The sequence below is a fragment of the Erwinia sp. MMLR14_017 genome, assembly GCF_033657285.1.
Classification (GTDB): Bacteria; Pseudomonadota; Gammaproteobacteria; order Enterobacterales; family Enterobacteriaceae; genus Erwinia.
The window spans coordinates 113,815-135,391 of sequence record NZ_JAWVWP010000005.1 but is presented as its reverse complement, the minus strand read 5'-3'; the positions used below and the strand labels follow the sequence as shown (position 1 = coordinate 135,391).

18 protein-coding genes are annotated in these 21,577 nt (G+C 53.5%); 7 read left to right on the top strand and 11 right to left on the bottom strand.

All coding sequences use genetic code 11. From position 1 onward, the window contains the following. Window positions 1-171 precede the first annotated feature (171 nt). Both pyrF and yciH read left to right on the top strand, forming a co-directional pair. The gene (gene pyrF, locus SD961_RS10290) at window positions 172-888 is read left to right on the top strand and encodes an orotidine-5'-phosphate decarboxylase (protein WP_318790275.1); all 717 of its coding nucleotides are present in this window, start codon (window positions 172-174) and stop codon (window positions 886-888) included. Then, window positions 888-1,214, top strand: a complete 327-nt coding sequence (gene yciH, locus SD961_RS10285; protein ID WP_318790274.1) for a stress response translation initiation inhibitor YciH — start codon at window positions 888-890, stop codon at window positions 1,212-1,214. Before pyrF ends, yciH begins: the two co-directional genes overlap by 1 nt. A gap of 64 nt (window positions 1,215-1,278) precedes the next feature. Here the strand turns inward: yciH and osmB are convergent, their stop codons facing one another. Beyond that, on the bottom strand, window positions 1,279-1,497 hold the full coding sequence (gene osmB / locus SD961_RS10280; protein WP_318790488.1) for an osmotically-inducible lipoprotein OsmB: 219 nt from the start codon (window positions 1,495-1,497) through the stop codon (window positions 1,279-1,281). 385 nt (window positions 1,498-1,882) lie between these two features. On the opposite strand from osmB, the gene araD reads away from it, so the two are divergent. Together araD and SD961_RS10270 are read left to right on the top strand one after the other, a co-directional pair. Continuing rightward, window positions 1,883-2,584, top strand: a complete 702-nt coding sequence (gene araD / locus SD961_RS10275; protein WP_318790273.1) for an L-ribulose-5-phosphate 4-epimerase — start codon at window positions 1,883-1,885, stop codon at window positions 2,582-2,584. Window positions 2,585-2,782: 198 nt separating this feature from the next. Beyond that, complete coding sequence (locus SD961_RS10270; protein ID WP_318790272.1) at window positions 2,783-3,652, top strand: crotonase/enoyl-CoA hydratase family protein; 870 nt, start codon at window positions 2,783-2,785, stop codon at window positions 3,650-3,652. Here the strand turns inward: SD961_RS10270 and pdeR are convergent. The 5 genes from pdeR to SD961_RS10245 all read right to left on the bottom strand — a co-directional run bounded on the left by pdeR (window position 3,649) and on the right by SD961_RS10245 (window position 12,677). Next, complete coding sequence (gene pdeR, locus SD961_RS10265; RefSeq protein ID WP_318790271.1) at window positions 3,649-5,640, bottom strand: cyclic di-GMP phosphodiesterase; 1,992 nt, start codon at window positions 5,638-5,640, stop codon at window positions 3,649-3,651. The genes SD961_RS10270 and pdeR overlap by 4 nt on opposite strands. A 158-nt stretch (window positions 5,641-5,798) precedes the next feature. After that, complete coding sequence (locus tag SD961_RS10260; protein WP_318790270.1) at window positions 5,799-6,086, bottom strand: YbdD/YjiX family protein; 288 nt, start codon at window positions 6,084-6,086, stop codon at window positions 5,799-5,801. Next, complete coding sequence (locus SD961_RS10255; protein WP_318790269.1) at window positions 6,079-8,145, bottom strand: carbon starvation CstA family protein; 2,067 nt, start codon at window positions 8,143-8,145, stop codon at window positions 6,079-6,081. The genes SD961_RS10260 and SD961_RS10255 overlap by 8 nt, the downstream gene beginning before the upstream one ends. Before the next feature lie 166 nt (window positions 8,146-8,311). Further along, window positions 8,312-10,252 carry an exoribonuclease II gene (locus tag SD961_RS10250; RefSeq protein WP_318790268.1) on the bottom strand — a complete coding sequence of 647 codons (1,941 nt, stop codon included), beginning with the start codon at window positions 10,250-10,252 and terminating at the stop codon, window positions 8,312-8,314. Window positions 10,253-10,367: 115 nt separating this feature from the next. Next, window positions 10,368-12,677, bottom strand: a complete 2,310-nt coding sequence (locus SD961_RS10245) for an FdhF/YdeP family oxidoreductase (protein ID WP_318790267.1) — start codon at window positions 12,675-12,677, stop codon at window positions 10,368-10,370. Between the two features lie 286 nt (window positions 12,678-12,963). On the opposite strand from SD961_RS10245, the gene SD961_RS10240 reads away from it, so the two are divergent. From SD961_RS10240 to SD961_RS10230, 3 genes are all read left to right on the top strand, one after another. Further along, window positions 12,964-14,511 (top strand): PTS transporter subunit EIIC, encoded by a 1,548-nt coding sequence (locus SD961_RS10240; RefSeq protein WP_412916676.1) that lies wholly within the window; start codon window positions 12,964-12,966, stop codon window positions 14,509-14,511. A 353-nt stretch (window positions 14,512-14,864) separates the two neighbouring features. Further along, complete coding sequence (locus SD961_RS10235; RefSeq protein ID WP_318790265.1) at window positions 14,865-15,434, top strand: replication protein P; 570 nt, start codon at window positions 14,865-14,867, stop codon at window positions 15,432-15,434. A 188-nt stretch (window positions 15,435-15,622) separates the two neighbouring features. Continuing rightward, entirely contained in the window at window positions 15,623-16,537 is a 915-nt protein-coding gene (locus SD961_RS10230) for a LysR family transcriptional regulator (RefSeq protein ID WP_318790264.1), read from the top strand. A 4-nt stretch (window positions 16,538-16,541) separates the two neighbouring features. On the opposite strand, the gene SD961_RS10225 is transcribed toward SD961_RS10230, so the two are convergent. From SD961_RS10225 to sapB, 5 genes are all read right to left on the bottom strand, one after another. Continuing rightward, on the bottom strand, window positions 16,542-17,705 hold the full coding sequence (locus SD961_RS10225; RefSeq protein ID WP_318790263.1) for an oxidoreductase: 1,164 nt from the start codon (window positions 17,703-17,705) through the stop codon (window positions 16,542-16,544). A gap of 228 nt (window positions 17,706-17,933) precedes the next feature. Continuing rightward, a complete protein-coding gene (gene sapF / locus SD961_RS10220) occupies window positions 17,934-18,740 on the bottom strand; it encodes a putrescine export ABC transporter ATP-binding protein SapF (RefSeq protein WP_318790262.1) in 807 nt (268 codons plus the stop codon). Then, entirely contained in the window at window positions 18,740-19,732 is a 993-nt protein-coding gene (sapD, locus tag SD961_RS10215) for a putrescine export ABC transporter ATP-binding protein SapD (RefSeq protein WP_318790261.1), read from the bottom strand. Before sapD ends, sapF begins: the two co-directional genes overlap by 1 nt. Beyond that, the gene (sapC, locus tag SD961_RS10210) at window positions 19,733-20,623 is read right to left on the bottom strand and encodes a putrescine export ABC transporter permease SapC (protein ID WP_318790260.1); all 891 of its coding nucleotides are present in this window, start codon (window positions 20,621-20,623) and stop codon (window positions 19,733-19,735) included. Continuing rightward, entirely contained in the window at window positions 20,610-21,575 is a 966-nt protein-coding gene (gene sapB, locus SD961_RS10205) for a putrescine export ABC transporter permease SapB (protein WP_318790259.1), read from the bottom strand. The genes sapC and sapB overlap by 14 nt, the downstream gene beginning before the upstream one ends. Window positions 21,576-21,577 lie beyond the last annotated feature (2 nt).

Genomic DNA, 21,577 nt, shown 5'->3' with positions numbered 1-21,577 from the left:
ACTAATGATAAATTAACCAACACGGTTACAGAAACAATAGCGGGAACCTTAGTCAGGCAGGGCAAATTGCAAAATCTGAACCGGCAAACTGTGCATTTGCCGGTGGCACAGGTAGAATGCTTGCCGTTTATCTCTTGTGCTACTGGCGCATCACTTTCAGAGGGCTTTTCCATGCAATCACCTCAGGTAACCGGTTCTCCCATTCTGGTCGCGCTGGATTATCACGATCTCGCTGCAGCTATGGCGTTTGTTGACCGGATTGACCCGCAGAGCTGTCGGCTGAAAGTGGGCAAGGAGATGTATACGCTGTTTGGCCCCAATCTGGTCAGAGAGTTGCATCAACGCGGATTCCAGGTCTTTCTGGATCTGAAGTTTCACGATATTCCTAACACCACGGCGCATGCCGTCGCTGCGGCTGCCGATCTTGGCGTCTGGATGGTGAACGTACATGCAAGTGGGGGAGCGCGGATGATGAAGGCTGCCCGTGAAGCCTTACTGCCTTTTGGTAAAGAGGCCCCCTTGCTGATAGCGGTAACCGTACTCACCAGCATGGAAGCGGCCGATCTCCGGGATATTGGGATCGATGCTTCCCCAGCCGACCACGCTGAAAAGCTGGCCCGACTCACCCAACAGTGTGGCCTTGATGGCGTGGTTTGCTCGGCGCAGGAAGCCGCACGCTTTAAACAGGCTCTTGGTGCAGAATTTAAGCTGGTGACGCCAGGTATCCGGCCTGTGGGAAGCGAAGCTGGCGATCAGCGCCGCATCATGACGCCGCAACAGGCTCTGCAGGCTGGTGTAGACTATATGGTCATTGGACGTCCGATAACCCAGTCTTCGGATCCTGAAGCCACCTTAAAAACCATTCTGGCATCATTACAGGAGGCATAATGGCGGAGAATAACAGTCGCCTGGTTTACTCAACTGAATCGGGACGGATTGATGAACCCAGGCCGCAAACCGAGCGCCCAAAAGGCGATGGCATCGTTCGTCTTCAGCGCCAGACCAGCGGCAGGAAGGGGAAGGGCGTCTGTCTGATCACGGGCCTGGATATGCCCGATGCAGAGCTTGAAAAACTTGCCGCAGAGTTAAAGAAAAAATGCGGATGCGGCGGAGCAGTAAAGGAGGGCGTTATCGAAATCCAGGGTGACAAACGGGACCTGCTAAAGACGCTGCTTGAGGCAAAAGGCCTGAAGGTTAAACTGGCCGGAGGATAAAAAAGAAAAGGCCGCGTTTTAATGCGGCCTTTTACTACTGTTACGCTGTGTGAAGGTTTTTTTATTAACGGCTAATCTGGTGGCCGATGATACCGCCAACGGCGGCGCCGCCTACGGTTCCCAGCCCGCTACCATTGGAGAGCACTGAACCGCCAATCGCTCCCGCGCCGGCGCCGATAGCCGTGTTACGGTCGCGCTTAGACCAGTTAGAGCAAGCGCTCAGGGAAAGAACTAACGTCGCGGCCAGCAGGCCTGCGGAAATACGTTTTGCAGTCAATGTCATCATCACTTCTCCTTAATTTTTCCAGCAGAGGTCTCTTTAACAGTATAGCGACAGCTCTGCATTTCAGGCCCAGCCCTGACAAATTTATAAGTGGTTTATCTCACATAAAGGAAATACGCCGCTGGATAATGTTGTCACCTGCCCGCTAAGGCAGCCAGTAATCGGGTCGCTGACCGCAGGACAAAGATAGAGGACTAACTATCACCTGCGGTTTTGATGCCAGGTTTTATTGTAGCCTCTGGCGATAGCCGCAACAGGTAAATTATCCGATTTCATTCCGCATTTCTGATCCGTCAGCTGAATTCATCCCCGCATCCAGCCAATATCTCCATACCCAGATTTGGGTGCTGCGCGGAGAATGGAGAAAAACGGCTGGAGAGAAAAAATGTTAGAAGCGTTAAAACAACAGGTGCTGGAAGCGAATCTGGCCTTACCCGGACATGGGCTGGTGGTTTTTACCTGGGGCAACGTAAGCGCTATAGATCGCGACAGCGGTCTTATGGTGATTAAACCTTCTGGTGTCAGCTATGACGCCATGCAGCGGGACGATATGGTGGTAGTGAATGTTGATACTGGTGAAGTGGTAGAAGGCCAGAAACGCCCTTCTTCTGATACGGATACCCACCGCGCGCTCTATCAGGCCTGGCCTGGCGCAGGCAGTATAGTCCATACCCATTCCAGACATGCCACCATCTGGGCGCAGGCAGGGAAAGATCTTCCCGCCTGGGGCACCACGCATGCTGATGATTTTTTCGGAGCCATTCCCTGCACGCGTCAGATGACGCCAGAAGAGATCCAGACGCGCTACGAATGGGAAACGGGCAATGTGATCATCGAAACATTCCGCCAGCGCGAACTCGATCCTGAAACCATTCCAGCGGTGCTGGTTAATTCACATGGCCCCTTTTGCTGGGGGAAAACGGCAGCAGAGGCGGTGCATACGGCAGTAGTGCTGGAAGAGGTGGCCTATATGGGCATCTTCAGTTTACAGCTTTCACCGGGACTGCCGGCCATTCAATCCGCCTTGCTGGATAATCACTATTTGCGTAAGCACGGCAGTAATGCCTGGTATGGTCAAAAAAAATAAACTAATCAGGCCCGATAACCTGACAGTGACAAAAGGTTCTACTGCAACGCGGGCAACGGGTTTAGCCCTGTCATCAGGCTAAATTCCCGCCTGCTTCACCCTGTTTTATCTTAAAAATCAAAAGCAGATTTTGTGATCACGCGCTCTGGATTACGCTGGAAACGCGCTTAAGCGCTCCCATAACCAGAGGATCATAAAATGACAGTAATTAATCAGACTACATGCCGGTTGTTTAGCGAAGTTGGACATACCACACAGCTTTCTGCCTACTATGAAGAAGGCCGTCGTACCATGTGGATGTTACTTCGCGCACAACCCCGTCCGAGCTTTAATCACGAGCTTATCGAAGAGATCATGAATCTCAGCTATGCCGCACAGCGCTCTGGTTTGCCCATCGATTTTTGGGTGACCGGCTCTTTAGTACCGACCATGTTTAATGCCGGGGGCGATCTGCGTTTCTTTGTCGAATCGATAAAAAATGGACGGCGCGAGGCTCTGAGAGCCTATGCGCGGGCATGCGTGGACTGTATTCATGCCGCGGCAAGGGGGTTTGATACCGGTGCCGTCAGTATAGCCATGGTCGAAGGCAGCGCATTAGGAGGAGGCTTTGAAGCTGCGCTGGCCCACCACTTCATTCTGGCGCAAAACAGTGCCCGAATGGGCTTCCCTGAAATAGCTTTTAACCTGTTCCCGGGCATGGGGGGGTACTCACTGGTAGCCCGTCGGTCCGGTATGAAGCTGGCAGAAGAGTTAATCTGCGAAGGGGAGTCGCACTCCGCCGAGTGGTTTGAACAGCGCGGTCTGGTCGATAAAGTGTTTCAGCCGGGGGAGGGTTATCAGGCGACACGTACGTTTATCGATACCATAAAGCCGAAACTGAATGGGGTTAAAGCCATGCTTAAAGCGCGTCAGCGTGTACTGCAGCTGACACGCGCGGAGTTAATGGATATTACGGAAGATTGGGTCGATTTCGCTTTCACTATTGAGCCGAAAGATATTGCCTATATGGAGCGCCTTGTTCAGCTACAAAATCGCCACAGTGCCCAGGTACTGCGTAAAGTTGGCTAAGCGTTAATTTTTTCCGTTCTGTCAGCAAGCCAGTGCTCAATATCTTCTGCGGGCATTGGCCTTGCATAGTAAAATCCCTGGCGGGTGCCAACGCCACTCGCCAGGACAAATCTCTCCTCTTCTTTGGTTTCAATGCCTTCAGCTATCACCTTCAGCTCCAGCGCTCTGGCAACCGCTACGATGGCCCGAACCAGCGACTGAGAAACAGGCTGCTCATTTACCCCGCGCACAAAGCTCTGATCCAGTTTAATGGCATTGATCGGAACGCGCGCCAGCTGTGAAAGCGAAGAGTAGCCGGTGCCAAAATCGTCAAGGTGAACTTCCGCCCCCAACTGCTGGAACTGGCCCATCAGCGCCAGCGCTTTCTCTTCATTTTCAATCAGGCAGCTTTCCGTAAGCTCAATATCAATCGGGCAATAATCCAGATTAGCCTGTTCCAGTGCCAGCTTCAGATCTGAATAGATACTCTGGTCAATGAGCTGACGGGGGGAAACGTTCACCGCAACCCGTAAATTAATGCCTCGCTCACGCCAGCGAACAATCTGTTCTAAAGCGGTTAACATGACCCAGCGCCCCAGCGGAACGATCAGCCCCGACTCTTCAGCATAAGAGATAAAGCTGCCCGGCGGCACCAGCCCACGCTCTGGCGAAAGCCAGCGGACCAGCGCCTCGACGCTTCTCACCTCACCATCCGCATCAATCTTGGGCTGATAGTGAATAATCAGCTGATTTTGATCCAGCGCCTTACGTAAATTGGTATCCAGCCAGAGATATTCAAAGACCCGCTGATTCATTTCGGCGTAGAAGATGCAGAATTTGCCGCGACCGCTCTCTTTAGCGGTATACATTGCGGTGTCCGCGTTACGGATCAAACTTTCACGATCCTCACCATGCTGCGGACTGACGGCGATACCGATGGAACAGCCGGAATAAACCTCTATCAACCCAATGCGGAAGGGCTGTTTAAGCCGATCCAGAATACGTGAAGCCATCGCCTCTAAGGAGGCCTGACTGGCATCCGTAGCCAGCACAATAAACTCATCGCCGCCCAGCCTGGCCAGCGTCTGATCTTTGTCCAGACAGCTTAAAATCGCCAGCGAGACGGCCTGTAACAGCTGATCGCCAAACATATGGCCGTACGCATCATTGACCTTCTTAAAGTTGTCCAGATCGAGGTAGACGATGCCAACCTGCTGCCCGACACGGTTTTCCAACGCTTCGGCAATAGCGTAATTAATCGCGTTACGGTTTGGCAGGCCGGTGATGGTATCCGTATTTGCCAGTACGCGCAGTCTCTCCTGAGCACGGCGCTCCTCGGTAATATCTGTACCTGAACAGATCAGATAGATTTCGTTTTTACCGCTGCCGCTGTGAACAAATTTATTGCGGAACAAAAAGAGCCGCTGGCCTTTTTTCGTTTTGATCCAGCGCTCAACTTCATAAGAGCTGCCGTCACGGAAAAAACCACTGATATTACGGCGGGAAGCGGAGGCTTCCTGCTTGGTCATAAACAGCTGGAAGACATTTCGCCCAATGACTTCCTGCTCTTTGAGACCGGTGTATTCTTCACTCAGGCGGTTGAAACGCTGAATATTACCGCGCTGATCGACGATAACAATCACCGAATTCGCTTCGGAAACCACCTGTTCAGCAAAAGAGAGACCCAATACTAAATCCCGTGCCACGGCAGAGGTATCTCCCCAGGCAGAAGCGCTGCCCGCCCAGGAGGTCTGGTTAACTCTTCGACCAACAAGGTGCATGGAGAGCGGTTCGCCATATAACGAGAGAGTCAGATTTGCGCTGGAGGTAATCACGGTCATGCTGCGGATCAGGTTAGCCTGAGGTCCGGTAAGCGGAACGGCTATATGCGTACTTGCCTGTTCATCCTCAGCAAAAAGAAGGGCATCGCTGTCGGCCTTTAAACGCCAATGAGGGCTGGTAGTACCAAAATAGGTATAGAGTAACGATTGCCCTTGTTCATCGGTCATCAGGTGTCTCCTTGAGGGACGCTATTCATGCTGTATCTTCTTATTTTAGCAACAGTATTCGGCAAGCAGCAGAATCTCAAGATGTATTGGAATATATTTTTCGTTTGCGGTTACCCGTGGGCACAAAATGCCCCGGCCGGTTGACCGGGGACGGAGGATTAACAGGGACATTTACCTAATTTTCCGCCTTTTCCAGGAAAGCGGGCCTCCAGGCAATATCGATGAAATTCCTTTTCAGTCATTGGGTTAGTGGCAGGGTGCTGCTGATTCATATGCCGCAGGTAGGTCGGGTAATCCTGGACACCTACCATCAAACGGAAACTCTGTGCCAGACGTGACATTAACAAACGTAACGTTAATTTTTCTGGCGTTTTACCAGGCATTGGGATCACGCGTCGGATAACGACAAAACTTATCTGACGTGGGCGGGAAACGGCATCAGACATGATGAGCCTCATTTCTCAAAGAAACGCTGGTTTCGTGGGTGGTCGGTTTTTCACTTTTAAGCGCACGCCGGATAACAAAGAAGGCGGCGATCAGCATCGTTACCGCGACCAGCATAAAGAAGGCGCACAAAGCGGCATTGATCTGATTGCTGAAGACAATCGTCTGCATATCTGCCACCGTTTTAGCTGGCGCAATCACCACGCCATTCTCAATACCTGTAGAAAATTTCTTCGCCTGCGCCAGAAAACCAATACTCGGTTTTTCGTGGAAAATCTTCTGCCAGCCAGCGGTCATTGAGGTGATAAAAAGCCAGACAGTTGGCAGGATGGTTACCCAGGCATAGCGCTGTTTTTTCATTTTGAACAGCACCACAGTGCCCAGAATCAGCGCCATGGAAGCCAGCATCTGGTTACCGATACCAAACAGCGGCCAGAGCGTATTAATACCGCCCAGCGGATCTACCACGCCCTGATAGACGAAGAAGCCCCAGCCCGCCACGGCAACGGTGGTGCCTGCCATATTGCCAGCCCAGGAACGATTATTCGCCAGCGACGGCACCACAGTGCCCACCAGATCCTGTACCATGAAACGACAGGCCCGCGTACCGGCATCCACAGCGGTCAAAATAAACAGCGCTTCAAACAGAATTGCGAAGTGGTACCAGAAGGCCATCATCACCCGGCTGTTAAACACCTCAGTAATAATATGCGCCATCCCTACCGCAAACGTTGGTGCGCCGCCAGCACGGGAAAGAATAGAGGTTTCCCCCACGTCACGAGCGATCCCTGTCAGCATTTCAGGCGTCACCACAAAGCCCCAGCCGTTAATCGCCTGCGAGGCCGTTTCCACCGTGGTGCCAATCAGTGCGGCTGGCGAGTTCATGGCGAAATAGACCCCAGGTTCAATAACCGACGCGCAGATCAATGCCATGATTGCCACGAAAGATTCCATCAGCATTGCGCCGTAGCCGATAAAGCGAATATGGCTTTCACGTTCAATCAGCTTGGGCGTGGTGCCGCTGGAGACCAGCGCATGGAAGCCGGAAATGGCTCCACAGGCAATGGTGATAAACAAGAAGGGGAACAGCGCGCCTGAAAAGACCGGGCCGCTGCCGTCAATAAAGCGCGTCACGGCGGGCATTTTCATTTCCGGCATGGCAAACAGAATGCCGACGGCCAGGCCTAAAATAACGCCAATTTTCAGGAAGGTGGAGAGATAATCACGCGGCGCCAGCAACAACCAGACCGGCAGAACCGAAGCGATAAAGCCATAAACGACCAGCACCCAGGTTAGCGTCGTGCCTTTCAGGGTAAAGAAAGGACCCCAGTAAGGATGCTGCGCAATATCGCCGCCATAAATAATCGCAGCCATCATCAGCACGAATCCTATCAGCGACACCTCAGCAATTTTGCCGGGCCGGATAAAGCGCATATAGATGCCCATCAACAGCGCAATAGGAATAGTGGCCGCGATGGTAAACAGGCCCCATGGGCTGTTGGCCAACGCTTTTACCACTACCAGAGCCAGCGCGGAGAGGATAATGATCATCACACCCAGGGCGCCCAGCATCGTTACCACGCCGGCAAAAGCGCCCAGCTCTTGTTTGGCCATTTCCCCCAGCGACCGGCCATCGCGCCGGGTGGAGATAAAGAGGATCAGGAAATCCTGCACGGCACCGGCCATCATCACGCCCACCAGGATCCAGATTGTGCCGGGCAAAAAGCCCATCTGCGCCGCCAGAATCGGCCCGACCAGCGGCCCGGCACCGGCAATCGCGGCAAAGTGGTGTCCAAACAGCACCCACTTATTGATGGGAACATAGTCCAGACCGTCGTTATTTCGCTCGGCCGGCGTACGCCGACGATCGTCCAGCTCAAAAATATTTTTGGCGATAAACAGGCTGTAGAAACGATAAGCGATGCTGTAACAGGCGACAGAAGCCACCACCAGCCACAAGGCGTTAACATGTTCGCCCCGGCTGAGCGCCAGCATGGCAAACGCCCCGGCACCCACTAACGCCACGGCAGACCAGGTAACGCCGGTTTTGACGTTTTTCATCACATGACTCCTTGCATGTTCGATAAGAGGAACTGAACAACAAGATTAAAGTAATGTAATTATTTGTTAATGAAAGCGAAGGCAGAGAGAAGTGTGAGGCAAGAAGCGTTTTTTCGCGAAGAAGAGAAAAGGCGGGATAAGCCAGGTTATCCCGCCTGATACAACGTTATGCTACCGGACGTGCCACGACGCTGCGGGTTTCCATGCGCACTTCCGCAATGGTCACTTCAATCAGGTCAGTGACGCGGTAAACCACCTCGCCCTTGATCTGCACGGTGCCATTTTCCTGGCTGCAAACCAGTTCATCACGTACGGCATGAATGAAGGGAGCAGGGATAAAGGCTACCGCACCGTTGTCCGTCAGACGGACGCGCATACCGCCGCGGGAAACATCAATGATTTCGGCATTAAAGCGGCGATCGGTACCGGCAGAACTCTGCAGGAAACGTGAATAGAGCCAGTCGCCCACGTCACGTTCGGCCATACGGTTCAGACGGCGACGTTCGCCCATTTTCACCGTAATCTCATCCTGTGGACGGGTAGCCGCTTCACCTTTGATCATCGATTTCAGCAGGCGATGGTTGATCATATCGCCATATTTACGGATCGGTGAGGTCCAGGTTGCATACGCTTCCAGACCCAGGCCAAAGTGCGGGCCAGGCTCGATGCTGATCTCAGCAAACGACTGGAAACGGCGAATGCGGCTGTCCAGGAACTGCGTCGGCTGGGCATCCAGCTCGCGGCGCAGCTCGCGGAAACCCACCAGCGTAGCGATAGCCAGCGGGTCCACTTTCAGACCGTGATTTTCCAGCATGGTGGCGGCCAGTTCCGCTTTTTCGGCATCAAAGCCCAGGTGAATGTTATAGACACCGAAGCCCAGCTTCTCGCGCAGCACGGTAGCCGCACAGATATTGGCTGTGATCATCGCTTCTTCCACAATGCGGTTAGCAATGCGGCGATGCTCAGCAATAATATCCAGCACTTCCCCTTTCTCTCCCAGCAGGAAGCGGAAGTCAGGGCGGTCTTTGAATACCAGCGCATGGGTCTGACGCCACTCGCTGCGCGCCAGACAGAGGCGGTGCAGCAGGCGGATTTGGCTGGCAATAGCCTCGCTTTCCGGCTGCCAGTCACTCTTGCCTTCGGTTTCCAGCCAGTCGGAAACATTGTCGTAAGCCAGCTTAGCTTTTGACTCAATCCAGGCGGCAAAGAAGTGGATCTCCTGGCTCAGCGTACCATCGGCAGCCACGTTTACGCGGCAGGCGAGTACAGGGCGACGCTCGTTCGGGCGCAGCGAACAGATATCGTCCGACAGCTGACGAGGCAGCATCGGGATATTAAAGCCCGGCAGGTAGTTTGTGAAAGAGCGCTCTGCCGCAATGGCGTCAAGTGCGCTGCCCGCTGCCACATAAGCTGTGGGATCGGCAATTGCTATCGTCAGGCGGAGTTCACCCTCTGCGGTTTCTTCCACATAGAGCGCATCGTCCATATCTTCGGTGCTGGCGCTGTCGATGGTGACAAACTCCAGAGCCGTAAGATCTTCACGCTCTAACTGCTCGTCCAGCATTTCACCGGTCACTGCTTCTGGCGCTTCACGCTCCAGATTATGACGGGAAAGCGTCACCCACCACGGCGCAAGGTGATCGTCGGCAGTGGTAATAAATGCGGTAAGTTCAGCGTAGAAGGTACGGTCACCCTTAAGGGGATGACGACGCATCTCGGCCACGGCCCAGTCGCCAGCCTGAAAATCATGCGTGACGTTTCGGTCAGCACGACACTGGATAGCATCTTTCAACAGCGGGTGATCGGGAACGATAGAGAGGCGGTCATCTTTGCGTTGAATACGGCCAACAAAACGCGTCAGAAAAGGTTCAATCAGCTTTTCCGGATCGGCGACTTCACGATCTTTATCGGTTTGCAGCACCGCAACCACGCGGTCGCCATGCATCACTTTTTTCATGAACGGCGGTGGAATAAAGTAACTTTTTTGTGCATCGACTTCCAGGAAGCCAAAGCCTTTCTCGGTGCCTTTCACTACCCCCTCAACACGCGGCGTCTGGGAGTGGAGTTTCTCTTTGAGCTGCGCGAGCAGCGGGTTATCCTGGAACATAATCTCAACAGTTTTCGTGGCCTAAGAGCGGCAGACAGTTTTACGCGATTAACCGCCTCGCGGCAAGTAAAAAGCCGGGAAACCCGGCTTTGTTTACAACAGTTAACGCTGAGGATCAGGCGATACGCAGGCCGGGTTTTACTTCCGAAAGGGTGACCTTTACCGGCACTGATTTCGAGGTTGGGGTGCCGCTGCCGTCACCAAAGCTGGAGAGAGGAACCAGCGGGTTGGTTTCCGGATAGTAAGCGGCAAGGTTGCCCTTGGGTATGTTGTAAGGCACCAGTTTGAAGCCGAAGACTTTACGGGTGATGCCATCATTCCACAGCGTTTCAATATCCACGTTATCCCCGGCGGCAAAGCCCAGCTTTTCCATATCTTCCGGGTGAATAAACAGCACTTCACGCTGGCCATACACGCCACGATAGCGGTCATCGAGGCCGTAAATGGTAGTGTTGTACTGATCGTGGGAACGCAGCGTTTGCAGCGTGAAAGGCACTTCCACATCGCCAAGCTGCGGGAATAAAGAGTCCGGCATGCGGGCGCTGCTGAACTGCGCTTTATTGTTCAGAGTATTAAAGCGGAACTCAGCCGCTGCGTTACCCAGGTAGAATCCACCTTTGATATCGCATTTCGCGTTGAAGTCGCTGAAGCCAGGAATGGTGGCAGCAATATGCTCACGGATTTGGTTGTAATCCGCCGCCAGCGCCAGCCAGTCCAGCTTCTCGCTGCCCAACACCGCATTGGCAATACCGGCAACAATAGCGGTTTCAGAACGCTGCGTATCGGCGATAGGTTTGCCCACGCCTTCAGAAGCGTGCACCATACTGAAGGAGTCTTCAACGGTGATGAACTGTGGGCCGCTGGCCTGGATATCCTGCTCGGTGCGGCCCAGCGTAGGCAGGATCAGCGCATCAACGGCACCAGGGCAGAGATGGCTACGGTTGAGTTTGGTACTGATCTGCACGGTCAGCTCACAGCGACGCAGCGCTTCTTCCGTACGAGGGCTGTCCGGGGCCGCCGCCGCCAGGTTACCGCCCAGCGCAATCAGCACCTTGATTTCGTCACGCAGCATCGCTTCCAGCGCTTCTACAGTATTGTGTCCGGCGTTGCGAGGCGGTTCAAAGCCAAAATGATTAGCCAGGTTATCCAGGAAAGCCTGAGTCGGCTTCTCATCAATACCCATCGTGCGGTTGCCCTGCACGTTACTGTGGCCGCGAACCGGGCAGAGGCCTGCACCTTTTTTGCCTAACTGACCAAACAGCAACTGAAGGTTAACGATCTCACGTACGGTATCAACAGAGTGTTTATGTTGAGTGATGCCCATCGCCCAGGTACAGATTACGCGCTCAGCACTCTGGTAAATGGCGGCAGCTTCACGCAGCTGCTGTTCGGAGAGGCCGGACTGCTGCTCAATCTGCGACCATTCCGTTGCCTCAACGGCGGCGAGATAGGCTTCCATCCCTTCAGTTTTGGCATTGATAAACACTTCATCAAACAGGCCTTTCTGACCGGCGGCAACCAGTTCCTGGTGAGACTGATTCAGGGCTTTCACCATGCCACGCACAGCAGCCATATCCCCACCAAGATTGGGCTGGTAGTAAGTAGAACTGATGGTGCCCGCTTTACTGGTCACCACTTCCAGCGGCTTTTGCGGATCGGCAAAACGCTCCAGGCCACGTTCGCGAAGGGTGTTAAAGGTGACAATTTTCGCACCGTGATCGGCAGCGTGACGCAGGCTGTGCAGCATGCGCGGGTGGTTAGTGCCGGGGTTCTGACCGAAGACAAAAATGGCATCTGCATGGTCGAAATCATCCAGACGGATCGTGCCTTTGCCCACGCCAATGCTGCGTTTGAGGCCGGTACCACTGGCTTCATGGCACATATTTGAGCAGTCGGGGAAGTTATTGCTGCCGTTCATCCGGCCAAAGAGCTGATAGAGCCAGGAGGCTTCATTGCTGGCGCGACCGGAGGTGTAAAGCTCCATCTGATCGGGATTATCCATCGCCTTAATATGTCTGGCAATCAGCTTAAAAGCATCATCCCAGCTGATGGGTTCGTAATGATCGGTTTCACGGTTGTAGCGCAGCGGTTCGGTGAGACGCCCCTGATACTCCAGGAAGTAGTCGCTTTGTTGATAAAGCGCAGAGACGCTGTATTTCTCAAAGAAGCTGGCATCGACAAAGCGACGCGTTGCTTCCCAGGTTACCGCTTTGGCACCATTCTCACAGAAACTGAAGGTGCTTTTATTATCATCGCCCCAGGCACAGCCAGGGCAGTCAAAGCCTTTGGCTTTGTTCATGCGCATCAGGTTACGCATGTTTTTCAGAACTTGTTTGCTGTCGAAAACGAAACGGGTGGTGGCTTCAAGAGAGCCCCAGCCGCCCGCCGCTGCCTGGTATGGCTTAATTGCAGTTTTAAATTTCATATTGCTTCGCAGGTAATGTAATTGTTTTTGATATGTTAAGAAGTTATTGCTTCTTTTGTGGGATTAGTCTGCAACCTGGTAAAAAAATTGTCTAATTGATTGGTTTAATGGTGCGATAGGCGCGGTTTATCGCAAAAGCGTGAACCTGCTCAAAGAATTGCTCATGACGATCTGTAATTACCAGGCCGCGAATGCAGAGCTGGCTAATAATTAGGCTTTCTTACAGTAGCCCGAGGTGCCCGTGAAAGAATTCGCCAGCAAAATTCATGCTTTTGGTAAGGCACTGATGATGCCGATTTCGGTAATCGCCGCCGCCGGTATCTTCCTGGGCGTGGCCGCTGCTATGCAAAACCCGGCGATCACCGGAGAAGCCTTTGCCAGCTTCCAGACGCCACAACTGATTATCGGCTTTATTCGTAAAGTCGCCGGGGCGCTGTTTGCCAATCTTCCGCTGTTCTTTGCCGTGGCCAGTGCCATCGGGCTGGCGAAAGCGGAGAAGCCCACGGCTGCGTTTGCTGCCGTTATCGGGTTTATCGCCATGCATGTGGGCGTCAGCGCAACGCTGAGCGCGCAGGGGCTGACCGCCGCGACAACCACGCCGGAAGCGTTACAGGCGAAAGGCATGGCGCAGACGGCGGCGATGATGACCTCTGCCGAATATATCGAGATGCTGGGGATCTTCACCTACAACATGAGCGTGCTGGGCGGGGTGATAGCGGGGCTGCTGACGGTAGTTATCCATAACCGTTTTTATACTACTCAGTTGCCCACGGCGATCAGTTTCTTCGGAGGCCGCCGCTTTGTGCCCATAGTAACGGTGCTGGTTCTGCCGCTGGTGGGCGTGTTGCTGGCTATGATCTGGCCTGCTATCGGGGCCGGGATCGCCTGGGTAGGAGAACTGATCGGTAAAAGTGGGCAGTATGGCGCGTTCTTATATGGCACCAGCGAACGACTGCTGATCCCGACCGGATTGCATCATATTCTCAATGAAACGGTGCGCTTCACCCCCATAGGCGGTATTGCCACGGTAGATAACCAGACTATTGTGGGGGCGCTGAATATCTTTAACAGCGCATTAACCCATCCCGGCTCCATTCCGGACGAAACGGTCAGAAACGCCACGCAATTTCTTGCTCAGGGCAAAATTCCGGTGATGATGTTTGGCCTTCCGGCTGCGGCGCTGGCTATCTATCACACGGCCAGACCGGAACATAAGCAGCGGGTGAAAGCATTGGTGCTGGCAGGGGCGTTAACCTCATTTACCACTGGTATTACCGAGCCGCTGGAATTCTGCTTTATCTTTGTCTCGCCCGTTCTCTATCTGATGCATGCCGTGCTGAGCGGTCTCTCCTTTATGCTGATGTCTATGCTGCATCTGATGATTGGGAACGTGCAGGGTGGCGCGATTGATCTGGTGGTCTTTGGCATATTAGGCGGCAATAAAACGCAGTGGTGGTGGAGCCTGATATTGGGGCTGATCTATCTTCCCGTTTACTACTACGGCTTTAAATTTGTTATTACCCGGATGCGCGTTGAAACGCCGGGGCGGGAGAGTGAGGAGGTGGAAAGCCAGCAAAAAACGGTATCCGCTGACGATCGTACGCAGGTCATTATCAGCGGCCTGGGGGGTGAGGCCAATATAGAGGATGTCGATTGCTGCTTTACCCGCCTGCGGGTCAGGGTAAAAGAGATGAAAGAGGTAGTCGACCAGACCCTGATGACAACCGGTGCAAACGGCGTAAACCGCGTCAGCGATCACGATGTGCAGGTGATTTATGGCCCACAGGTCGAGAAAATCGCTAATGATGTGAAAATGGCCCTGGGCGTAGCTTAATGAATAAGCCAGTGGGTCAATGAGTAAATGCTGCTGCAATAGCTATACAAGTTACTGCGGTAGTGTTTATTCATGAATTAAAAATCGTCATTTATAAGAAACATAAGCCTAAAAATAAGCGTATTTTCAGAAATAAATAGCGTCATTAAATGGGGTTTTCATTATTATATTATCTTGCTGACCCGGTCATTGCTTATTAAAAAATTACTTGTAATTTATGTTAATTCATATGAATATTCTGCGGATGACATATCTCGTAAAAAGGTGAGCCATAAGGTAACTCGCTGAAATATTATCGTTTTAATGTGAAATTACAGGCAGAAAGGATTTCAGACTGAAAGGAATTAAACAGGATGTTTAATAACAGCCCAGATACACCCGTATGGCAATTATGGGATACCATGATCAAACTCTATAGCAATCGCTGGATCACCAAAAATGGCAACAGGCCTAATGAACTTTGGATTGCGCAAATAGCATCTATGACCGCCGCTCAGGTCACTGCCGTGTGCCAGGAATGCATTAAGCGTTGCGCTTCTGGAAATTCATGGCCGCCCGATCTGGCAGAATTTATTGAATTAATGGCAAAGTGTCAGGGCGGAATACTTGGGCTCAATGCCCGGCAAATTATGGCTGAGTATTGGCGTTGGCGAAAATCAGGTAAAAATGCTGCGGAATTCTTATGGCAGCAGCCAGTACTCTTCCAGATTTGCACCGAAATGTTTTGTACGGGATCGCAACGAAATCTGACTGAAAAAGAGCTGGAAAAATTGGGGTCCGAGCTCTTGTTAGAGTGGGAGAGAAAAGTAGCTTCAGGTTGCCCAATTCCTGCTGTCCGGGCACAACTCACTGCACCGGTAAAGTCCTCTGGACCCACTCCGGCAGAGGAGCTACTGGCCCGAAGGCGCAAACCGGAGCGCTAAGAGAAGTTAAGAAAATCACATTTGTTGATCGTTCCGCTTTGATCAATTAAAGCTTTCATGTGGCTTTTCTTCCTATGGAAAAGGGCTGAGCAAGTTATGATATTCCTTATCCTAAGGTGTAATCAGAAGCTTCAGTGCGAAAGTTTCAGGAGCACGCCGCCTAATTTCTCTAACTTGTTGATCTAAAATTGGACATTAAACAGCTTATTTATCTCTGCAACCTTGAGCGCGAACGCCATTTCGGCCGCGCTGCGGAGGCGAGTTTTGTCAGTCAGCCTACGTTGTCGATGCGGCTGAAAAACCTTGAGCGTGAACTGGGGCTGTCGCTGATCAACCGCAGCAACAACTTTGACGGCTTCACTGCGGAAGGGGAACGGGTACTCTCATGGGCCAGAGAGATTGTCTCTGTTTACCAGGGCCTGAAGCTGGAGGTGGAGTCACTTAAGCATGGCGTTAACGGCACGCTGCGCATTGGCGTGGTGCCGCAGTGCAGTATCTCGCTGCCGCTGATGTTGAAAGCAATCAGTGACCGCTATCCTCAACTTGATTATCGTGTTGCCGTGCTCAGCGCCGATCAGCTGCTGGAAGCGCTGAACAGCCATACCGTAGATGTCGGTATCGGCTTTTTTGAACTGGCTACGCTGCGCGAACTCCATTTTCAGGCTGAGCCGCTGCAGGATCATGGCGTTGAAGTGATGTTCCACCCGCACCATTTTCCACAGCTTATTGGCGAAGGGGCGCTGGCGCTGGAAAATTTGCAGGAGATCCCACTCTGTCTTGCTGAACAGACTCGCTATTTCCGACGTTATCTGGATATGCATTTTCGTGATGCCGAGATCAGACTACGTGTGATCCTCGAAACCACTTCGGTATTTCAGTTAGTTCAGGCAACCCAGGTGGGGCTTGGCTGTCTGATTTCGCCAACCGGGCACCTGCTGCCGGGAATGGCGCCCGAGCTGCACAGTCGGGCGCTTTCCATTGAGCCGATGTCGCGCCAGGCCGCACTGGTTATCGCTGAACCCGGCAGGGCGACTCCCTTGTCACAGCATTTCTTTGACGAGGTTCGTCGCTGGCTTAGTGAAGGCCAGGCCGTAAAGTTATAACGGCTCAGGCGCTCTGTTGCGGGTGTGGCTGAGTTGACCCCAGCGCATGCATCAGCCGATTGTTCCAGCTCGCCAGCGCGGTACTTTGCAGCAGAGTAAATACCATTTTATCGCTGAAACCCGCCTCTTTTAATGGCTGCAGATGCGCTGCGCTGAACCGTTCAGGGGAGCGCGTAAGCTGAGCGGCGCAATGGATAACTGCCTTTTGCTTTACCGTCGCCAGAGACAAAGCTTCATCAATTCCTTCCAGCAGCGCTTCACGCATCTCTTGCTCCACAGCGTATGCAAAACAGACCGGGCTTCCATTGATCCTTGCTGCTACAGCGGCGGCAAGGCGCGCTTCAGCGGAATCAGTGCTCTCTTTCAGGGCGTTGAGCAGGCTTGCCCAGCCATACAGACTCTGGCCATCATGCGCCAGTAGCCAGGCGCTGTGGTCAGGCAGTGGCAAGGGCTGACAGCAGGCCAGCGCTTCGATCTGGCTTTCAGAGGCGTAGCGTAACTCTACCGGTGGCAATAACGGGCGCCACGGCGAATCTGGCGCGAAGCAGTCCGGACCAGCATCCTCCGGCAAGGTCCCACCCGGGATCCAGCGCACCGGCAACGCCAGCAACGCATTCATCCCGGCCACTGTCCGCGCCTGGTAGCTGACAAAACCGATAAGCTGATGGAAGGTCACAATATCAGGTGCGGTTAATCCCACATCATCAAGACGTGACAGGGCGGCTTCGTCAATCAGCGTGGGTTGGCTCGCAAGCTGGCGCGCATATTCAGTGATCTGGGTCAGACGACAATTACTCTCACGGGTAGAGTCCGGTCCCGGTAGGGGATTCAGGCGGGCAGCATAATGATTGCACAACCGTTGAATACCCGTTACCTGCGCCACGGTTAAGGCCGTACTCAGGCGATCGTAAAGTGTAAGGGTATGGGTTTTACTGGTGGTGAGCTGCTGAGGTAATAACAACTGATATAAATCGCGTGATGCCAGCATGGCGGGCTGGGTTTGCAGTAAAGTCTGTCGCAACTCCTTCTGGTACTGCTGCGCAAGTCCCAGCAGGAAGCGGTCTTCAATCTCTGCCGCTTCAGGAAACAGCGGAGCGGCATGCGGCGTCAGGGTCGATTGCGTTTCATGATACCAGTGGCTGTTGCCGGGAAAACGGCGCTGTTCCATGATCATTCCTTTTCAAGTTTACCGGCCAGCCGAGCGAGAAAGAGAAAATCGGCGGATTAGCGGGCCTTAAGATTTTCCCTATCCTCGCGCATGGTAAGAAGCGAATGAAAGAATGATCGGTGCTAACACATAGCGGAATGGTATAACGACAATAATTCAGCGCTGAGCGGCTGAAACCGTACACAAAAGAGCCTCTTTGATACAGTTCTGGCAAAGCTTAGCGGAAGTTCAGCCATCTTTACGCCAGGCGTCGGCCGTTAACGCCTCACCAAAGTGGCTGTTGATAAGCCTTTTGGTAAGCTCATGCAGCGGGCTGGCCAGCACATCTGCCGTACTGCCGCGCTCCACCACCTCGCCCTGGTGCATCACAATGACCTGATCGCTGATGTGCTTCATCATGCCCAGATGCTGGGTCACATAGATGTAAGCAATGCCGTGTTTCTCCTGCAATTCCAGCATCAGATTGATCAGCTGAGAGCGCATGGACATATCCAGCGAGGCCATCGCCTCATCGGCAATGATCACTTTTGGTTGCAGTATCAGGGCGCGAGCCAGGCCAACGCGCTGTTTCTGGCCGGGGGCAAGCATGTGCGGATAATAGGCGGCGTGATCGCGTAGCAGCCCGACCTGGCGCAGCGTGGCGATAATCCGTTTTTCTCGCGCCTCTGCTGTCAGTTCGGTGTTCAGCCGCAGCGGAAAATCGAGTATCTGACTGATGCGCTGTCGTGGATTAAGCGAGGTGGAGGGGTCCTGGAAAATCATCCTGATCCGCTGGCTGCGGTAGCCATAATCGCCATATTGCAGCGGATGGTCGTCTATCAGAATATCGCCAGCGCTGGGTTCAACCATGCCGCTCAGCATTTTTGCCAGCGTGGACTTACCGGAGCCGTTCTCACCAATAATGGCCAGCGTTTGCTTTTCCCGCAGCATAAAGCTGACCTCTTTTACCGCCTCAACATGCTGACGACGAAACAGGCCGGTGCGGTAGCGAAACGTCTTACTGAGGTTGCGCACTTCCAGCAGCGTTTCAATCATTAAGAACTCTCCATGTTAAGCGGGAAGTGGCACGCAAACAGGTGCGTTTTGGGTCCAGCCAGGCGGGGTGTTTCGGTACACTTTTTCTGGGCATAAGGGCAGCGTGGCCCCAGACGGCAGCCGATTGGCAGATGTTCCAGCGACGGAATAGCACCCGGCAGCGTGTTCAGCCGGCTTTTATGCGGCAGGGCGCGGCCAAAGTCTGGCATCGCTCGGATTAACGCCTGCGTATAAGGATGATGCGGAGTTGTAATCAGATCTTCACTGCGCGCCGTTTCCACCGTCTGTCCGCAATACATAACGTTGATCCTGTCTGCCCAGTGGCTGAGCATCTGCAAATCGTGGCTGATCAGCAAAATCGTGGTGTTATTATTCTGATTCAGACGCGCCAGCAGGCGGAATATCTGAGCCTGAGTGGTGGGTTCCATCGCATTAGTGGGTTCATCCGCAATCAACAGGCGCGGCTGGTTAGCCAGAGCAATGGCGATCATCACTTTCTGGCACTCACCATCGGTCAGCTCGTAGGGAAAACTGCCCATAATATCTTTATGATCTTTGATCCCCACCCGATGCAGCAGCTCAATAGCGCGGCGGTAACGCCAGCGGAATCGTTGATACCAGCGACCTTTGTAGGTCCAGCCGGGAATAGCCTGCACAATCTGCTTACCAATATTTTCTGACGGGTCCAGGCAGGATTGCGGCTCCTGAAAAATCATCGACACATTGTGGCCAATAATTTTACGTCTTTCGCGCGGGGTAAGATGCAGCAGGTCGATATCATTAAAGCGCATACGGTCAGCCGTTACGCGCCAGTTATCTTTAGTGACGCCGCAAATGGCTTTGGCAATCAGACTTTTTCCGGAGCCGGACTCGCCAACCAGACCGCGGACTTCCCCTTCTGCCAGGGTGATACTGACGCGATCCACAGCCTTAACCGGACCGTCTGCGGTCATGAATTCAATGGTCAGATTACGTATATCAAGCAGCGGCATCTATTCAACTCCCGCAACAATGGCCCGGCGTATGCCGTCACCTAACAGATTAACAATCAGCACGCTAAGCATAATAGCCGCACCGGGCAGCATAACTGTCCAGGGCGCCACATAAATCAGTTCCAGCGCATCACCCAGCATCGCTCCCCACTCGGGAGAAGGAAGCTGCGCTCCCAGATCAAGAAAGCCCAGCGCGGCGATATCCAGAATGGCCATCGACAGCGCGCGGGTGAACTCGGACACCAGCAGGGCAAGAATGTTCGGTAACACCGCATACCAGAGAATATTCAGGCTGCTGGCGCCGTCCAGCCGGGCGGCAATCACATAATCTTTCTCCAGCTCATCATGCACTGCCGTATAGATGGCGCGCACCAGGCGCGGAATAATCGCCAGCCAGACGGCGAGCAGTGCATGCTCCAGCCGCGGTCCCAAAAACGCCACCACAATAATCGCCAGCAGCAGCGAAGGGATCGACAACAGCGTATCCAGCACGTGATTAAGGAGCGCAGAGCGCAGACCCCGCGTCAGTCCGGCAAAGACACCTAAAATCATGGCACACAAAGCGGCAAAAACCGTGACCAGGAGCGCTGAACCCACGGTGGGTAAGGCTCCGCTGATCAACCTGCTGAGGATATCCCGCCCCAGATCGTCAGTGCCCAGGAAAAAGGAAACATCGCCATACCGTGACCAGGAAGGCGGTAGCAGCTGGTAGCCAAGAAACTGCTGATCCAGCCCGTAAGGGGCCAGCAACCGGCCAAAGAGGCAGACCAGTAACAGAGCAATAAACAGATAGAAGCCCACCATCGCTGAAGTGTCGCGATAGAACAGCCGCCAGGCATTACGTAACGTGCTGGGAAGCCGCTTTTCGGCATAGATATTATCGGCGGGCATACCACTCCTTATGTTTCAGTGGCGTCATCATTGCGCCCAGAATATCGGCCAGAACATTCACGGTGATCACCAGGCCGCCCACTATCATCACGCCAGCTGAAATTGCCGCGTAATCCTGTTGGCGGATGGCATCCACCAGCCAGCGACCCAGGCCCGGCCAGCTGAAGACCACTTCCGTGATCATCGCCAGCGTCAACATGGTGGAAAACTGTAATCCCAAACGCGGAATAACCGGTGGCAGGGCATTGTGCAGAACGTGCCTGCGGATAACCGTAAAGCGTGACAAACCACGCGTTGCGGCAGCTTTGATATAGTTCTGCTCCATCACCTCGCGGGTACTGATGCGCAGCAGCCGTACCACTTCGGTAGTGGGTGCCACGGCCAGCGCCGTCACCGGTAAGACCAGATGCATCAGGGCGCTTACCATCATCTCATGCCGCCAGGGAGAGTGGCTCAGCCACGCATCGAGAAGGGCAAAACCAGTGATGCTCCTGACGGGATAGAGCAGATCGAAGCGACCGGAAACGGGCAGCCATCCCAGGTTCAGCGAAAAGAAAAGTGTCAGCAGCAGAGCCAGCCAGAAGACCGGCATGGAAAAGCCCAGCAGGGCGAGGGCGCTGATCGCTTTGTCCTGCCATTTATTGCGCATTACGCCAGCCGCGATGCCGAGCGGAATGCCCGTCGCCATAGCCAGCACAAATGCCATGATGCACAGCTCAAGCGTGGCGGGAAACACTTCACGAATCTGCCCCAAAATTGGCTCGCCATTAATACTGGAGACGCCAAAGTCCAGTTGAAAAACTCCCTGATACCAGAAGAGTAAAGCATCCGCCAGCGATGCGCCCTGCAGGGGAGCATGCGGGGTGAAATAACTCAGGCTGAAGCCAACCAGCGTCAGCATAAAGAGCGTCACCAGCCACAGCACCAGACGGCGCAGCGTATAAATTACCATGA

Coding starts and splice junctions, on each gene's coding strand:
- pyrF (WP_318790275.1), top strand. CDS start 172: ATGCAATCACCTCAGGTAACCGGTTCTCCCATTCTGGTCGCGCTGGAT.
- yciH (WP_318790274.1), top strand. CDS start 888: ATGGCGGAGAATAACAGTCGCCTGGTTTACTCAACTGAATCGGGACGG.
- osmB (WP_318790488.1), bottom strand. CDS start 1,497: ATGACATTGACTGCAAAACGTATTTCCGCAGGCCTGCTGGCCGCGACG.
- araD (WP_318790273.1), top strand. CDS start 1,883: ATGTTAGAAGCGTTAAAACAACAGGTGCTGGAAGCGAATCTGGCCTTA.
- SD961_RS10270 (WP_318790272.1), top strand. CDS start 2,783: ATGACAGTAATTAATCAGACTACATGCCGGTTGTTTAGCGAAGTTGGA.
- pdeR (WP_318790271.1), bottom strand. CDS start 5,640: ATGACCGATGAACAAGGGCAATCGTTACTCTATACCTATTTTGGTACT.
- SD961_RS10260 (WP_318790270.1), bottom strand. CDS start 6,086: ATGTCTGATGCCGTTTCCCGCCCACGTCAGATAAGTTTTGTCGTTATC.
- SD961_RS10255 (WP_318790269.1), bottom strand. CDS start 8,145: ATGAAAAACGTCAAAACCGGCGTTACCTGGTCTGCCGTGGCGTTAGTG.
- SD961_RS10250 (WP_318790268.1), bottom strand. CDS start 10,252: ATGTTCCAGGATAACCCGCTGCTCGCGCAGCTCAAAGAGAAACTCCAC.
- SD961_RS10245 (WP_318790267.1), bottom strand. CDS start 12,677: ATGAAATTTAAAACTGCAATTAAGCCATACCAGGCAGCGGCGGGCGGC.
- SD961_RS10240 (WP_412916676.1), top strand. CDS start 12,964: ATGATGCCGATTTCGGTAATCGCCGCCGCCGGTATCTTCCTGGGCGTG.
- SD961_RS10235 (WP_318790265.1), top strand. CDS start 14,865: ATGTTTAATAACAGCCCAGATACACCCGTATGGCAATTATGGGATACC.
- SD961_RS10225 (WP_318790263.1), bottom strand. CDS start 17,705: ATGGAACAGCGCCGTTTTCCCGGCAACAGCCACTGGTATCATGAAACG.
- sapF (WP_318790262.1), bottom strand. CDS start 18,740: ATGATTGAAACGCTGCTGGAAGTGCGCAACCTCAGTAAGACGTTTCGC.
- sapD (WP_318790261.1), bottom strand. CDS start 19,732: ATGCCGCTGCTTGATATACGTAATCTGACCATTGAATTCATGACCGCA.
- sapC (WP_318790260.1), bottom strand. CDS start 20,623: ATGCCCGCCGATAATATCTATGCCGAAAAGCGGCTTCCCAGCACGTTA.
- sapB (WP_318790259.1), bottom strand. CDS start 21,575: ATGGTAATTTATACGCTGCGCCGTCTGGTGCTGTGGCTGGTGACGCTC.